Below are 16,268 nucleotides of genomic sequence, written 5' to 3' on the forward strand. Positions count from 1 at the left end.
GATGGAATGGTGGCTGGAATGGCTGGTGCAGGCGGGATACGGCATCGTCCGGGCGCTGCTCCAGCCGTTCGGATACATCGCCGTGCTGCTGGTGCTGCTGCTGGCGTTCCGTCAGATTCGGACGGAGCGCAGGCTGTTCCACGCGCGGCTGACGGCCTGGCCCGGCCGCATGCTTGCGGCGCTGCCGGCGGGGCTGATGGCCGGCGTCATCGTCTCCGCGGCCGTCCAGTTCCTGGGCGTCGATCTGAACGCGGAAGCCGTGATCTGGCTCTGGTGCGCGTCGCTTTTGCTCGGGCTCGTGCGGCTTCGCTTCGTGTCGGCGGCCTACGGCGCGGGGCTCGTCGCGTTCCTGCAATGGGCGGCCGGCTGGTTCGACTGGTCGGGCGCGCCCGAATGGGTCCGCCGGTTGACGGCGTCGCTCGCGTCGTTCGACGCGGCGGGCCTGCTGCTGGTCGCCGGCCTGCTGCTGCCGCTGGAGGCGCTCATGCTCCGCTTCTTCAGCCGCCGCCTCGCCGGGCCGGTCATCGTCGACGGCAAGCGCGGCCGGCCGATCGGCGGCTGGCGCATCGACGCCGTCTGGCCGGTGCCGCTGCTGCTGCTCGTGCCGGCGGACGCGTCGTCCCCCGCGCTGCCGTGGACGCCGCTGTTTTGGAACGCGGATGATGCGGCGGGCTGGGCGATGCTCGGCCTGCCGGTCGTCGTCGGCTCCGTCTGGCGCACGACCTCGCTGCTGCCGGCCGCGAAGGCCGCGCGGGCGGCGAAGCCGCTCCTCTGGACCGGGCTGATCGCCGCCGCAGCGGGCGCGGCCGCTTCCCGCTGGGAACTGGTGCTGACCGCGGCCGCCGCGGCCTTGCCGGCGCTGCGCGAGATCGCGCTCTGGCTCGAGCGGACCCGCGAGGCGGCATCCGCCCCGCTGTACGCCCATGAAAGCGGCGGGCTGCGGGTGCTCGCGGTGCTGCCCGGCTCCGCGGGCGCGCAGCTCGGCATCGAGCCCGGCGAGGTCGTGCGCAAGGTGAACGGCGTCGCCGTCCGCTCGCCGGAGGACCTGTACGACGGCCTCGCGGCAAACCCGGCGTTCTGCAAGATCGAGCTGCTCAACCACGAGGGCCATGTGCGATTTGCGCAGCGCGCGCGCTACGAGAACGAGCATCACCAGCTCGGCCTGATCATGGCGCCGTTCGAAGACGCCTCCTGGACCGTGAGCGGCGCTTCCCGAACGCTGATCGGGCTGTTGCCCTGGAGCCGGCCCTACCGCCGCCGGAAGGCGGCATCGGCCGGACCGGCCGACGGGATCGCCGTGCAGACTGAAGCCGCCGCCGGGCATTCGTCCGGTGAAGCGGCCGGTTCCGCCGCCGGCGGGGACGAGGATGCCGCGTCCCTGGCGCTGCCGGCCGCCGAAACCGGGGGTGCGCCGGGCGGAATGCCCGCCCCTGGATTGCATGCGGCCCAAGCGGGGGGTGAAGGCGGAAACGGCGGCGCCCGGGGACCGGACGGCGCCCGGGAGGGGGCGGCCGTCGTCCCGCAAACGAAAGATCGATGACCATGCGCCGGCAGGCCTGTCCGCGCCCCTTGTCCGTTCGGTCCAACGGTTGCGGGCCGACCGAACGGCAGGGGGCGATTCGCAGGCCGTGCCGCCGGTTCCGGAATCGGGCCGTCCCCGCCCCGCGTGACGGGGGTGTTTTTTTCTTGGTATTCCCGTTGCGCATGCAGCGGCGATTCCGGCGGCGGCTCGTCCGGGGATGGAAGATCCGACCCGCGATTGCGCTGCGCCGGGAGAACCGATATAATCGAATGGGAACATTTATTCCCATCCGGCCGGGGACGCGGGAAGGACAGGTCCGTCCCGCGTCTGCCGGCCGGCCGCACGGGGCATACCGGATAATGGCGGACGAACCGGAGAGACCCGGACGTCGGCGGGGCGCCCGGCGCGCATCGTCATCGTCCAAGGTGCGCCGCCGGAGGCGGACAGCCGAAAGGAGAGGGAAGCGAGACCGATGCGAGAACCGATAGCGATTCTGGACAAGCCGTTCGAGCTTGTCTCCGATTTCAAGCCGACCGGGGATCAGCCGCAGGCGATCGCGAAGCTGGTGGAAGGCGTCCGGAAGGGCAAGAAACACCAGACGCTGCTCGGCGCGACGGGCACGGGCAAGACGTTCACGATCGCGAACGTCATCAAGGAGCTGAACCGACCGACGCTCGTCATCGCGCACAACAAGACGCTGGCGGCGCAGCTGTGCAGCGAGTTCCAGTCTTTCTTCCCGAACAACGCGGTCTCCTATTTCGTCAGCTATTACGACTACTATCAACCGGAAGCCTACATTCCGCAGACGGATACCTATATCGAGAAAGACGCCAGCATCAACGACGAGATCGACAAGTTGCGCCACTCGGCGACCAGCTCGCTGTTCGAGCGGCGCGACGTCATCATCGTGGCCAGCGTGTCGTGCATTTACGGCCTCGGCTCGCCGGACGAGTACCGCGACCTCGTGCTGTCGCTCCGCGTCGGCATGGAGAAACCGCGCAACGAGATTCTGCGCAAGCTGGTCGACATCCAGTACCAGCGCAACGACATCAACTTCGTCCGCGGCACGTTCCGCGTGCGGGGCGATACGATCGAGATCTTCCCGGCCGGCAGCCACGAGCGGGCGGTCCGCGTCGAGCTGTTCGGCGACGAGATCGAGCGGATCACCGAGATCGACACGCTGACCGGCGAGATCATCGGGGAGCGGAACCACGTCGCCATTTTCCCGGCGTCCCACTTCGTCACCCACCAGGAGAAGCTGAAGCTCGCGCTGCAGAACATCGAGCGCGAGCTGGAGGAGCGGCTGGCGGAGCTCCGGTCGCAGGGCAAGCTGCTCGAGGCGCAGCGCCTGGAGCAGCGGACGCGCTACGACCTCGAGATGCTGCAGGAGATGGGATACTGCCCGGGCATCGAGAACTATTCGGGACCGCTCACGTTCCGCAAGCGGGGCGAGCCCCCGTACACGCTGCTCGATTATTTCCCGGACGATTTCCTGATCGTCATCGACGAGTCGCACGTCACGATTCCGCAGCTGCGCGCGATGTACAACGGCGACCGGTCGCGGAAGGAAGTGCTCGTCGAGCACGGATTCCGGCTGCCATCCGCGCTGGACAACCGGCCGCTCCGGTTCGAGGAGTTCGAGGCGAAGGCGAATCAGCTCATCTACGTGTCCGCGACGCCCGGACCGTACGAGCTGGAACATTGCGACGAGGTGGTCGAGCAGATCATCCGGCCGACGGGCCTCGTCGATCCGGTCGTCGAGGTGCGGCCGACGAAGGGGCAGATCGACGACCTCGTCGGCGAGATCCGGGCGCGGATCGCGAAGGACGAGCGCGTGCTCGTCACGACGCTGACGAAGAAGATGGCGGAGGATCTGACCGACTACCTGAAGGACATCGGCATCAAGGTCCGCTATCTCCATTCGGACATCAAGACGCTCGAGCGGATGGCCATCATCCGCGACCTGCGCCTCGGCGTGTTCCACGTGCTCGTCGGCATCAACCTGCTGCGCGAGGGGCTCGACCTGCCCGAGGTGTCGCTCGTCGCGATTCTCGACGCGGACAAGGAAGGGTTCCTCCGCTCCGAGACGTCGCTGATCCAGACGATCGGACGGGCGGCGCGGAACGCGGAGGGCCGCGTCATCATGTACGCCGACACGATCACGGACTCGATGAGCCGCGCGATCCGCGAGACGGAGCGCCGCCGGACGATCCAGATCGCGTACAACGAGAAGCACGGCATCGTGCCGCAGACGATCCGCAAGAAGGTGCACGACGTCATCGAAGCCGTGAAGGTCGCCGAGCCGAAGGCGGAGTACGGCGCGGAGTCGTTCGGCAAGATGTCGAAGAAGGAGAAGCTGAAGCTGATCCAGCGGCTGGAGGCCGAAATGAAGGAAGCGGCGAAGCGGCTCGAATTCGAACGCGCGGCCGAGCTGCGCGACGCGCTGCTCGAGCTGAAGGCCGAGCTGGAATGAGAGAAACCGTGCCCAGGGCGGCATGAAACCGGGAGGTACCGCGAGTGGCCAGCGACCGCATCATCATCAAAGGGGCGAGAGCCCACAACCTGAAAAACATCGACGTGGAGATTCCGCGCGACAAATTCGTCGTCCTGACCGGCCTCAGCGGCTCCGGAAAATCGTCGCTCGCGTTCGACACGATCTATGCCGAAGGCCAGCGGCGGTACGTCGAATCGCTGTCGGCCTACGCCCGGCAGTTCCTCGGCCAGATGGAGAAGCCGGACGTCGACTCGATCGACGGCCTGTCGCCGGCCATTTCCATCGACCAGAAGACGACGAGCCGCAACCCGCGTTCGACCGTCGGCACGGTGACGGAGATCTACGACTATCTCCGCCTGCTCTACGCGCGCATCGGCAAGCCGCATTGCCCGGAGCACGGCATCCCGATCACGGCCCAGACGGTCGAGCAGATGGTCGACCGGATCCTGGAGTACCCGGAGCGGACGCGGCTGCAGATCCTCGCGCCCGTCGTCTCCGGGCGCAAGGGCGAGCACGCGAAGCTGCTCGCGGACATCCGGAAGCAGGGGTTCGTGCGCGTGCGGGTTGACGGCGAGATTCGTGATCTGTCCGAGCCGATCGAACTCGAGAAGAACAAGAAGCACAGCATCGAGGTCGTCGTCGACCGGATCGTCGTGAAGGAGGACGTCGCGCCGCGGCTTGCCGACTCCCTGGAGACGGCGCTGAAGCTGTCCGACGGCAAGGTCATCGTCGACATCATCGGGCAGGAGGAGCTGCTGTTCAGCTCGAAGCTGGCCTGCCCGGAGTGCGGGTTCAGCATCGACGAGCTGTCGCCGCGGATGTTCTCGTTCAACAGCCCGTTCGGCGCGTGCCCCGAATGCGACGGCCTCGGCGTGAAAATGATCGTGGACCCCGATCTGATCGTCAGCAATCCGCGGCTCACGATCGAGGAAGGGGCGTTCGAAGCCTGGGCGGGCAGCACGTCGAACTACTACCCGCAGTTTCTGCGCGCGGTGTGCGAGCATTACGGCATTCCGACGAACGTGCCGGTGGGGGAATTGCCGCCCGAACAGATTCACAAGCTGCTCTACGGCACCGGCGGGGAGAAGGTCCGGTTCCGCTACGAAAATGACTTCGGCCATACGCGCGAGGCGTATGTCGCCTTCGAGGGCATCGTGCCGAATCTGGAGCGCCGCTACCGGGAGACGGCGTCCGACGGCATCCGCGAGTTCATCGAGCAGTTCATGAGCGCGAAGACTTGCGGCACCTGCAAGGGGCACCGGCTCCGGAAGGAGAGCCTGGCCGTGACGGTCGGCGGCAAGAACATCGCGCACGTGACGTCGCTGTCGATCCGCGAGGCGCAGAAATTCTTCGCCGAACTCGAACTGAGCGAAAAGGAGCGCGCGATCGCCCGCCTCATCCTGAAGGAGATCGACAACCGGCTCGGTTTTCTCGCGGCGGTCGGACTCGATTATCTCACGCTCAGCCGCGCGGCCGGCACGCTGTCCGGCGGCGAGGCGCAGCGCATCCGGCTCGCGACGCAGATCGGCTCCAGCCTGATGGGCGTCCTCTACATCCTCGACGAGCCGAGCATCGGCCTGCATCAACGGGACAACGACCGGCTGATCCAGGCATTGTACAAAATGCGCGACCTCGGCAACACGCTGATCGTCGTCGAGCACGACGAAGACACGATGCTCGCGGCCGACTACATCATCGACATCGGACCGGGCGCCGGCATCCACGGCGGCCGCGTCGTCGCGGCGGGGACGCCCGAGGAAGTGATGAACAACCCGGATTCGCTGACGGGCCAATATCTGAGCGGGAAGAAGTTCATCCCGGTGCCCGAGGAGCGCCGGAAGCCGGACGGCCGCTGGCTTGAGGTGCGCGGCGCGCGGGAGAACAACCTGAAGAATGTCAACGTGAAGATTCCGGTCGGCCTGTTCACGGTCGTCACCGGCGTCTCCGGCTCCGGCAAGTCGACGCTCGTGAACGAGATTCTGTACAAGGCGCTGGCGCGCGACCTGAACCGCGCGAAGACGCGCCCCGGCGAGCACGATGCGATCCTCGGCCTCGAGCATCTCGACAAGGTGATCGACATCGACCAGTCGCCGATCGGCCGGACGCCCCGTTCCAACCCGGCGACGTACACCGGCGTGTTCGACGACATCCGCGACGTGTTCGCGAACACGCCCGAAGCGAAGGTGCGCGGCTACAAGAAGGGCCGCTTCAGCTTCAACGTGAAGGGCGGCCGGTGCGAGGCGTGCAGCGGCGACGGCATCATCAAGATCGAGATGCACTTCCTGCCGGACGTCTACGTGCCGTGCGAAGTGTGCAAGGGGAAGCGGTACAACCGCGAGACGCTCGAAGTGAAATACAAGGGCAAGAACATCGCGGACGTGCTCGACATGACCGTCGAGGACGCGGTCGAATTTTTCCGCAACATCCCGCGCATCCACCGCAAGCTGCAGACGCTGCTCGATGTCGGCCTCGGATACATCAAGCTCGGACAGCCCGCGACGACGCTGTCCGGCGGGGAGGCCCAGCGCGTGAAGCTCGCATCCGAACTGTATCGCCGCAGCAACGGCCGGACGCTCTACATTCTCGACGAGCCGACGACCGGCCTGCACGTCGACGACATCGGCCGCCTGCTGAAGGTGCTGCACCGGCTGGTCGACGCGGGTGACACGGTGCTCGTCATCGAGCACAACCTCGACGTCATCAAGACGGCGGACCACATCATCGACCTCGGACCGGAGGGAGGCGACGGAGGCGGCACGGTCATCGCGACCGGCACTCCCGAGGAAGTGGCGGAATCGCCGGTATCCTACACCGGCCGCTACCTGAAGCCGATCCTCGAGCGCGACCGGAAGCGCATGGAAGAGCGGCGGCGCGCCGAGATTGCGGCGGCCGAGGCGAAGTAGGAGAATTGTGGTATGATTAGGTTTGTGAATCACGCCTGAAGGAGTTGGAAAAATGGTCAGGGCAACGATAGGAGTTCTGCCGGGAGACTACATCGGTCCAGAAATCACCAGGGAAGCGCTCAAGGTACTGGATGCGATCAACCGGAAATACGGCTGGGACATCCGCACCGTGCATCTGGAAGCGAGCGGAGAGGCCTACGACAAATACGGCAAACATCTTCCGGACCATACGCTGGAAAAGGCGGCGACGTGCGATGCGCTCCTGAAGGGTCCGTTCGGCGGTCCGCCGGAGGAATTGCACCATCCGAAGTGGTCGGGCGTGGAACAGGGCGCGATCCTGCCGCTCCGGAAACATTTCGACCTGTTCATGAACCTGAGGGAAACGAAGGTATATCCTTCGCTCATCCAGCATTCTCCGATCAAGGAAGACATCGTGGCGGACACGAACATCCTGATCGTCCGCGAACTGACGTCCGGCATTTATTTCGGCAAGAAGGAAGAGCGAATCGTCGACAACGAACGCGAATATTCCGACGTCGAAGCGTACCGCGAATCGGAAATCCGGAGAATCGCGCTGCGGGCGTTCGAGATTGCCCGGAACCGGCGGAAAAAGGTCACGCTGGTCGCGAAATCGAACGTGCTGAAAAGCAGCGTGCTCTGGAGAGAAGTCGTCCAGGAAGTCGCGAAGGATTTTCCGGATGTCGTCCTGGATTACATGCACGTCGACAATGCCGCCATGCAGCTGATCCTGAATCCCCGGCAGTTCGACGTCATCCTGACCAACAACATGTTCGGGGATATTCTGTCGGACGAAGCCTCCGTCCTGAGCGGCTCCATCGGGCTGCTTCCCTCCGCAAGCCTGGGCAGCTCGACATTCGGGCTCTATGAGCCGATCCACGGTTCGGCTCCGAGCATCGCCGGCAAGAACATCGCCAACCCGATCAGCGCCATCCTGTGCATCGCCCTGATGCTGCGGTATACGTTCGACAAGGAACAGCAGGCGCAGGAAATCGAGAACGCCGTGGAAAAGGTGCTCGAACAGGGATATCGGACCGCGGATCTGGTGCAGGGCAGGCCCGATGTGCAGGTGGTCGGGACCGACCGGATGGGGGATCTGATTACGAAGCAGATTCTCGGATCTTGATCCGGAACATCACACGATGGGCCATGGCCGTCGCTGCTCGGGGCGCAGGGGCTGTTGATGCCGCCGCGCCGGCCGGGGAACGGACCTGGCCCGTTTTGCATTCAAGGACGGGGTGTTCGTTGCGTCCGGCCGATCTTGTTACAGTCCGCGGGTTTCGCGGATGTACAGATCCAGCGTTCTTCTGAACCATTCCCCGTAGCCCGCGAGCGGATAGACCGTCCATTCCGCCGGATGTCTCGCCACCTCGATTCCGTTCCATGATGGATCGATCGCCTGAGCGGGAAATCCCGGACGGTGATCCGAACGCCGTGTGGGGAGCAAGCCGCTGCTTCCGGGCGCGAGCAAACGTCCGGCTGCAGCGGAAATCCGCGGAATGTGACGGGAGCTGTCTTCCATTGTAGCAAAAAAACGGATGGTGCGGGCGAAAATGTTTTTGGGGCATGCTAAAGAACGGGCGGCTCCGGGAAGCCCGGAGCATGACAAACTTGTTAACAATGTGAAGAAAGGCTTGCAAGCGGCGCCATGACAGGCTAACATAGACGGAGACAGTGTTTACCTTCGGCGCGACGAATCAGAAGGAGGTCCCCTCATGTTGCTTCTTGCGGAAGAGTCTGCAACCGCCAGCAGCTTCGATCCGTTCGACATCATGATGCTGCTGTTCACCATCGTCATTGCGATCGGCTTTGTGCGGCTGCTCATGGAGCGTCCGCGCAAGAACTACTTCGCGATCGGATTCGCGGCCGTGTCCCTCGCGGTCTTCCTGTTCATCGACTATGTCATGATCTTCGAGATCTGGATGGGCTGACGTGCCGGCAGCGCATCCGGCGCGGAATACAAAGAGCCTCTCCGCCGCTCGGGCGGGAGGCTCTTGTCGTTCATGCCGTTCGGTTGATCGCGCGGCGGGCGGCTTACACCCACCACATCTCGCCCAGCGGTTCGCGGATCAGCACCTGCTGCAGATGCTGCACGGCCTTCGTGAAGCCTTCCTCGACGGACATCAGGCCGTCCTCGTGCTCGATGCTGACGACGTAGTCGTATCCGACCAGCCGCAGGGCGCTGATGATGTCGGCCCACGTCTTCAGGTCGTGGCCGAATCCGACGGTGCGGAACTGCCAGGCCCGTTCGAGCATGTTCGTGTACGGCTGCATGTCCGTCAGGCCGTAGCGGTTCACGTTGACCGGATCGATCGACGTGTCCTTCGCGTGGAAGTGATGGATCGCTCCGGCGCTGCCGAGGATGCGGACCGCCTGCACCGGATCGATGCCCTGCCACCACATGTGGCTCGGGTCGAGGTTGGCGCCGATCGCCTCGCCGGCCGCCTCGCGCAGGCGGAGCAGCGTCGCCGGCGAATGGACGGAGAAGCCGCCGTGCAGTTCGAGCCCGATCTTGACGCCCCGTTCGGACGCGTATTTCGCGATTTCGCTCCAGTACGGAATGACCTTGTGCTTCCACTGCCACTCGAGCACTTCCTGAAAGTCGTTCGGCCACGGCGCGACCGGCCAGTTCGGGTACTTCGCGTCCTCGCTGTCGCCCGGGCAGCCGGAGAACGTATTGACGACCGGCACGCCGAGCTTCGACGCCAGGTCGATCGTCTCGCGGATCAGCCGGTCGGCTTCGGACGCGATCGCCTTCTGCGGATGGAGCGGGTTCGCGTGGCAGCTGAACGCACTGATGATCAGACCGCGGGATTCAACCGCTTTCAAATATGCCTTGCGCTTGCCCTCGTCCTCCAGCAGTTCCCTCCGGTTGCAGTGGGCGTCGCCGGGGTAGCCGCCGGTACCGATCTCGACCGCCTCCAGCCCCTTCGAGGCGACGTAGTCGAGCATTTCCTCGAACGGTTTCTGTGCGAACAGCACGGTAAAAATGCCGAGTTTCATGCCGCCGCTGGACCTCCTTCGCATTCCGGCTTCTGACATCTTCTTCCCGTCCATTATATCATGCCCCCGATTCCCGCAGAACGCGCGCGCGGCAAAATGCCAAATTTGAATAGGAACAAACCAAACGGCCGCCCGTCTTCCGGTGCCGCCGCCCGGATTCGCGGCCGGGCTATTGGAATCCCGGCCGCCGGGTGTTACACTGGTGTTGCCTGCACGGGTGTTGCCGCGGCGGAGAACGGTATCTCGCGAAGGCGAAAGACAGGACATACCGGAGGATCGGAGATACGGATGAGAAGGAACGGATTGGGACGCGAAGACATCGAACTGCTGGCGCCGGCCGGCAACTGGGACTGCCTCCGGGCGGCGGCGGCAAACGGCGCGGACGCGGTGTACTTCGGCGTCGAGCAGTTCAACGCGCGGGCAAGGGCCGAGAATTTCCGGATGGAAGAGCTGCCGGACATCATGGCCTTCCTGCGCCGCTACGGCATGAAGGGGTATCTCACGTTCAACATCCTCGTCTTCGAGGATGAGCTGGAATATGCGAAGCGGCTGACCGAAGCGTGCGCCGACGCCGGCATCGATGCGGTCATCGTGCAGGATCTGGGCCTCGTGCGCATGATCCGCGAGATCTCGCCGGACCTGCCGATCCACGGTTCGACGCAGATGACGATCACCTCGGCGGAGGCGGTCGAATTCGCGGCAAGCCTCGGCATCAGCCGGGTCGTGCTCGGCCGGGAGAACAGCCTGAAGCACATCCGCCGGATCGCGGAGCAGACGGACGTGCCGCTCGAAGTGTTCGTCCACGGCGCGCTGTGCGTCTCGTATTCGGGCCAGTGCCTGACGAGCGAGATGTGGGGCGGCCGTTCGGCGAACCGGGGCGAATGCGCGCAGGCGTGCCGCCTGCCCTACGACCTGATCGTCGACGGCGTCGAGAAGCCGATGGGCGACGTCGCCTATCTGCTCTCGCCGAAGGATCTGGCCGCGATCGGGCTCGTGCCGGATCTGATCGAGGCGGGCGTCGTATCGTTCAAGATCGAGGGGCGCCTGAAAAGCCCCGAGTACGTCGCGAACGTCGTGGGCAAATACAGGGCCGCGATCGACCGGTATTTCGCGGGGGAGCACCGCGAGCCCTCGAAGGAGGAGATCCGGGAGCTTCAGCAGAGCTTTTCGCGCGGGTTCACGCCGGGTTTCCTGCTCGGCACGAACAACAAGCAGCTCGTGGAAGGGACGTTCCCGAAGAGCCGCGGCGTCTATCTCGGCCGCGTCGAGCGCGTCACCCGGGACGGCGTCGTATGCCGGCTCGAAGCGCCGCTCAAGCGCGGCGACGGCATCGTGTTCGACGCCGGAAATCCGGAACTGCCGGAAGAGGGCGGCCGCGTCTACGACATCCGGCGGAACGGCGCGAAGGTCGAGGGGGAAGCGGGGGAAGGCCAAACGGTTGAAATCGTGCCCGGCCGGAGCGATGTCAACCTGAAGCGGGTGAACCCGGGCGACCGGATCTGGAAGACGAGCGACCCGGCGCTCGAGCGGCGCCTGCGCCGGACGTTCGAGACGGACAAGCCGTACCGCACGTTCCCGGTCCGCGTCACGGTGTCCGGCCGCGCGGGCGAGCCGCTGCGGACGGTATGGACCGATATCCGCGCCTCGAACAGCGTGGAGATCGTCAGCGCGATGCCGCTGGCCGTCGCCGAGAAGCGCCCGCTGGACCGGTCGCTGCTCGCCGAACAACTGGGCCGGCTCGGCGGGACGATTTTCCGGTTGGAGGAGATGGAGATCGGGCTGGAGGGGCCGGTGATGCTGCCGGTCAGCGAGCTGAACCGGCTCCGCCGGGAAGCGGCGGCGAAGCTGGAGGAGGTCCGGATGAGGCCGCGGCCGTACGCGAAGCGGAGCATCGACCCCTACGCGGATGCCCGGACGGCTTCGCCCCTTGCGGGCGAACCGGAGCTGACCGCGCTGTGCCGCAGCCTGGAACAGGTCGAAGCCGCCTTCGCGGCGGGCGTCGGGCTCGTCTACGCCGACTTCGAATTCATCCGGCAGTATGCGTCGGCCGTCGAGCTGGCGCGCCGGGCGGGAAAGCGGATCGGGCTGGCGACGCCGCGCATCCACATGCCCGGGGAAAACGGGTACCATGCCATGATCCTGAAGCTCGAGCCCGACGCCGTGCTCGTCCGGAACACGGGCGCGCTCCAATACTATCTTCGGAAGCGGGCGGAGGCCGCGGGGTCCGAATCCCGGTTCCCCGAGCTGATCGGCGATTTCTCGCTGAACATCGCCAACCACAAGGCGGCGAACCTGATGCTGGACCTGGGCCTCCGGCGCGTCACGCTCTCCTACGATTTGAACGCGCAGCAGATGGCGGATCTGCTCCGGCGGATGGACGGCTCGCGGGCGGAGATCGTGATTCACCAGCATCTTCCGATGTTCCATACGGAGCATTGCGTCTACTGCACGTTCCTGAGCGACGGGACGGACCATACGAACTGCGGCCGGCCGTGCGAGAAGCACCGCGTGTCGCTCCGCGACCGGATCGGCATGCTGCATCCCGTCCGCGTCGACGACGGCTGCCGCAACACGGTGTACAACGCGATCGAGCAGTCGGGCGCCGAATATCTGCAGAGCTTCATCGCGCTCGGCGCAGGCACGTTCCGGGTCGAGTTCCTCGAGGAGCCGGCGGCGAAAGTGGAGGAAGTCATCCGGCTTTATACCGGCGCGATCCGCGGCAAAATCGGGGGAACCGAAGTCTGGCGCACCCTCAAGGCAATCAACCAGCTCGGCGTCACGCGCGGGGCTTTGGTCAAGTGATCGAAACGGCAGAACGGCACGACGGCCCGGCCGCGCGGCGTGGCGGCAGGGCTGCGTGCCGTTGTCGCATCGCCGGGGCGGGCCGCCGGGGCTGCCGGACGGAAGGAATTCAATGCGATGTGAGCGAACTTTGATTGTTAGAAAGTATTTCTTTTTTCCTAAACCGGTAGTACGATGAACCTACATTTCATGGAAACGGAGTCTTCACCATGCGTCACACCGGGAATCAAGGCGAACCGGACAACTTGAGAGAACGCGTGCTGAGGCTCGAGCAGGCCGTGCAGGACGGGCAGCTTCCCGATTGCGCGGAACTGGAGCAGCTTCCCGAACACGTCCTGTTCCGCTCGCCGTTCCTGCTCCGCGCCGGCGCCGTCAAGCACATGCTGGACGGCAGGCTCCGGGATGCGCGGAAATGGGCGCAGGCCGCCGTGAAGGCGTTCGCGGTGCTCGCGGACCATCGCGGCATGCTGTCGATGATCGGTCTGCTGTCGCTCATCCATGTGCGGATCGGCGATTTCGCGGACAACGAGGCGATGCTGATGCACCTCGACGCGGAAGCCGGGCGCGATCCGGATCTGTGCGGCGGCTACGTGTGGTGGGCGCTGGCGCGGGGCAAATGCTGGTCCCGGACGACCGCCTTTCTCGCACCCAGGCTGATCGACGACGACTTCGCCCGGGCGGCCGAGCGGTTCCGCGAGGACGGGGACGCGATCGGGTTCGCCTATGTGCTGCTGGACCGGTGGATGTACGATCCGGCCGGCATGCAGAAGGGCGCGTGGCCGGGCAGGATCGCCGAGCTCGGCCGCTGGGCGGCGCTCAGGCCGGAGTGCGCGTTGGTGTACGAGGCGCTGACGGGTGGGACGTACAGCGGTCTTCCGGAGCGGTATGCCTACATGATGCGCACGCTTCGGCCCGGGGCGGAGGACGTCGGCTGGCCGGAGGGCGAGCTTCGTTACGACGTGGAGGTGCAGATGTTCGCCTGCCGGCTCAACGTGGAGCGCCGCCTCGCGGAAGGCGAGCGGACGGACGCGGCGGTGGCGCTGCGGCAGCTGGAGCTGCTCCACAAAGAGATGTCGACGCCGCGCACGCTGGCCTGGGTGGCGGAGTTCAAGGGCAAGCTCGGCCTGGCCGCCGTCCAGCCCGTGCGGCCGAGCGAACCGCAGGAGGCGGGGTCGGAGGAGCGGGCGCGGCGGATGCGCATCCAGCTCATGTCCGGCATCCGCATTTTCCTGCCGGACGGCACGGCGCTGCAGCCGAAGTGGAAGCGCCGCAAATCGCGCGAGCTGTTCGTCTACCTGCTGCTGCAGCAGGATTACCGCGCGCTCCGCAACCAGGTGCTGGAGCAGCTGTTCGGCGAAGCGGACTCCTCCCGGGCGGCGAACCACCTGTATGTGTCGCTGCACGAGCTGCGCAGCGCGCTGGCGGGCATCGGCTTCGAAGACGCGATCGAGGTCCGCGGCGGGCTGGTCGGCTTCCGCGAGTCGGTCATCGACATGGTCGACGTCGAGCAGTATGTCACGCAGTCGCGCGTCGGCGACCAGCTCTGGTCGACGGACCGCGACGCGGCCGTCATGCTCTACATGGATGCCGTGCGGCAATACGGACTGCTCGGGGCGGACATGCCGGCTTCGGACTGGCTGGAACGGTGGCGGATCCAGCTGCTCGAGCGGCAGACGGTGATGCTGCGGCGGCTGGCGGAATATTACGTCAGCCTGTCCGAAGACAGCCTCGCGGAGCAATGGCTGACCGCCTGGATCGATCTCCGGCCGGACCAGGAGGAGGCGTATCAGGCCATGATCCGTTTCTGGAAAGAACGCGGCCGCCACGCCGAGGCGGTCAGTTGGTACAAGCGGCTCGAGCGCGTCTTCCGCGAAGAATACGGCATGGAACCGCTGGAGGAGACGAAGCGGCTGGCATGGGATTCATGAGGCGCCTGGCGTATCCGGCGGCCGCCGCGGCGCTGCTGATCGCCGGTGCCGCGGCCGGCTGGATGGCAGCGGCATTCCTGCCCCGCGACGCAGCCGCGGCGGCGGCCGCGGCGGTGCTGATGGCAGCCTCGTGGGCCGCGGGATGGGCGATGCGTTCCATGGTCCGGCGCGGGAGGTGCGAAGAACCGGACCCGCGGACGGACGGGGCGCGGGCGGAGCGGGAGGATGCGGGCGCGAAAGCGCCCGGTGACGGATGGAATGCCGGTTTTGACGCGAGGCAGCCTGCGGCCCGGGACGCGGCTTCCGGAGCGGCCGCTCCCGCCGAGCGGCCGTCGGCGCCGGGCGCGGCCGGCATCCGGGAAGACGGGGAAGGCCGCGCGCCGGCGGGCGTCGAACCGATGGCGGCCGAGCTGCGGCTTGCGATCGAGATCCAGCGCCGATGGCAGCCGCCCGTCGACCTGCGCCTGGACGCCTGCCGCGTGACGGCCCGCAGCCGCCAGGCGGCGGAGATCGGCGGCGATCTGTTCGACGCGGTCGTCCTCGACGACGCGTGTGTCGCCGTGCTGATCGGCGACGTTCCCGGCAAGGGGTTGCAGGCGGCCTTCATGGTTCCCGCGCTGCTGCTCCTGTTCCGCTCCGAGGTGAAGCGGGGCGGCGGTCCGGCGGAGCTGCTCGGGCGGATGAACCGCGTACTGGCGGGCATCGGCGCCGAAAGCCTGGCGGGGGGCGGCATTCCGCTCGGCATCGGCCTGTTGGACGCCAAGAAGGGCGAGATGCGGTACGCCGGCGCCGGACATCCGGCCCCCTATCTCGTGATGCCCGGAAGGGCGCCGAGGCAGATCGAAAGCTCGTCGCTGCCGCTCGGCGTGAACATGGAAGAGGAGTACCGCGACACGGTGTTCCGGTTCGCGCCGGGCGAGCGGTTCGTGCTTTATACGGACGGCATCATCGAGGATACCGGTCCGGACGGCGACATGTACGGCTTCGACCGGTTCGAGGCGGAGCTTGCGGCATGGCCGGCGGACATGCCGGCCGCGGAGTGGATGGAGCGGCTGCTGGACGGGCAGGAGCGACGCCGGGCATCCCGCCGCGACGACCGGACGCTGCTCGTCGTCGAGTACAATGCCGGCAAGGCCGGCCGGGTCAGGGAGCTTCGCGGGCGGAGCTGGCGCGTGCCGTCGGCGCCGGGCTGCGAGCGGTTGATCGCCGCGGAGCTGGCGTCCCTGCTGCGGGAAGAATGGGCCGATTCCGGACGGACCGACGACATCGTGTCCTGCGTCGCCGAGGCGGTGATGAACGCCGCCGAACACGGCAACGGCTTCGACCGGGAGAAGACGGTCACCGTCCAGGTCCACTTCGGCCAGTCGATCATGGTCTGCCGGGTGCGCGACGAAGGCGCCGGCTTCGATCCGAAGGCGTACCGGTCGGCCCGGACGGCGGGCTCCCGCCACGATGACGACGCCGATTACGGCCGCGGATGGGGAATCCGGCTGATCGACGAGCTGACCGATTACTGGATCGCCACGCGCGACCCGAACGGTTTTTGCGTGGAAATGTATTTTCTTTCGCATGATCGAAGACCGTGAAGCGGGGGGAGG

General features: G+C 66.2%; 9 protein-coding genes. 8 read left to right on the forward strand and 1 reads right to left on the reverse strand.

Annotation, left to right across the window (positions count from 1 at the left end):
- Position 1 precedes the first annotated feature (1 nt).
- The 5 genes from A9Z00_RS10500 to A9Z00_RS10520 all read left to right on the forward strand — a co-directional run bounded on the left by A9Z00_RS10500 (position 2) and on the right by A9Z00_RS10520 (position 8,868).
- Complete coding sequence (locus A9Z00_RS10500; RefSeq protein ID WP_296976861.1) at positions 2–1,540, forward strand: PDZ domain-containing protein; 1,539 nt, start codon at positions 2–4, stop codon at positions 1,538–1,540.
- Between the two features lie 454 nt (positions 1,541–1,994).
- A complete protein-coding gene (gene uvrB, locus A9Z00_RS10505) occupies positions 1,995–3,995 on the forward strand; it encodes an excinuclease ABC subunit UvrB (RefSeq protein WP_296976863.1) in 2,001 nt (666 codons plus the stop codon).
- Between the two features lie 44 nt (positions 3,996–4,039).
- Entirely contained in the window at positions 4,040–6,919 is a 2,880-nt protein-coding gene (gene uvrA / locus A9Z00_RS10510) for an excinuclease ABC subunit UvrA (RefSeq protein ID WP_296976866.1), read from the forward strand.
- A gap of 52 nt (positions 6,920–6,971) precedes the next feature.
- Positions 6,972–8,063 carry a 3-isopropylmalate dehydrogenase gene (leuB, locus tag A9Z00_RS10515; RefSeq protein WP_296976869.1) on the forward strand — a complete coding sequence of 364 codons (1,092 nt, stop codon included), beginning with the start codon at positions 6,972–6,974 and terminating at the stop codon, positions 8,061–8,063.
- Between the two features lie 589 nt (positions 8,064–8,652).
- Positions 8,653–8,868, forward strand: a complete 216-nt coding sequence (locus A9Z00_RS10520) for a DUF2759 family protein (RefSeq protein WP_296976870.1) — start codon at positions 8,653–8,655, stop codon at positions 8,866–8,868.
- A 103-nt stretch (positions 8,869–8,971) separates the two neighbouring features.
- Here the strand turns inward: A9Z00_RS10520 and A9Z00_RS10525 are convergent, their stop codons facing one another.
- Positions 8,972–9,940: a sugar phosphate isomerase/epimerase family protein gene (locus A9Z00_RS10525; protein WP_296976873.1), complete on the reverse strand. Its 969-nt coding sequence runs from the start codon at positions 9,938–9,940 to the stop codon at positions 8,972–8,974.
- 288 nt (positions 9,941–10,228) lie between these two features.
- Between A9Z00_RS10525 and A9Z00_RS10530 the strand changes: the two genes are divergently transcribed.
- The 3 genes from A9Z00_RS10530 to A9Z00_RS10540 all read left to right on the forward strand — a co-directional run bounded on the left by A9Z00_RS10530 (position 10,229) and on the right by A9Z00_RS10540 (position 16,256).
- Positions 10,229–12,742 carry a U32 family peptidase gene (locus A9Z00_RS10530; RefSeq protein WP_296976875.1) on the forward strand — a complete coding sequence of 838 codons (2,514 nt, stop codon included), beginning with the start codon at positions 10,229–10,231 and terminating at the stop codon, positions 12,740–12,742.
- A gap of 209 nt (positions 12,743–12,951) precedes the next feature.
- The gene (locus A9Z00_RS10535) at positions 12,952–14,670 is read left to right on the forward strand and encodes an AfsR/SARP family transcriptional regulator (RefSeq protein WP_296976878.1); all 1,719 of its coding nucleotides are present in this window, start codon (positions 12,952–12,954) and stop codon (positions 14,668–14,670) included.
- The gene (locus A9Z00_RS10540; RefSeq protein WP_296976879.1) at positions 14,658–16,256 is read left to right on the forward strand and encodes an ATP-binding SpoIIE family protein phosphatase; all 1,599 of its coding nucleotides are present in this window, start codon (positions 14,658–14,660) and stop codon (positions 16,254–16,256) included. Before A9Z00_RS10535 ends, A9Z00_RS10540 begins: the two co-directional genes overlap by 13 nt.
- Positions 16,257–16,268: the final 12 nt, after the last annotated feature.

Origin of the sequence: Thermobacillus sp. ZCTH02-B1 (assembly GCF_002159085.1) — a bacterium.
GTDB lineage: Bacteria > Bacillota > Bacilli > Paenibacillales > Paenibacillaceae > Thermobacillus.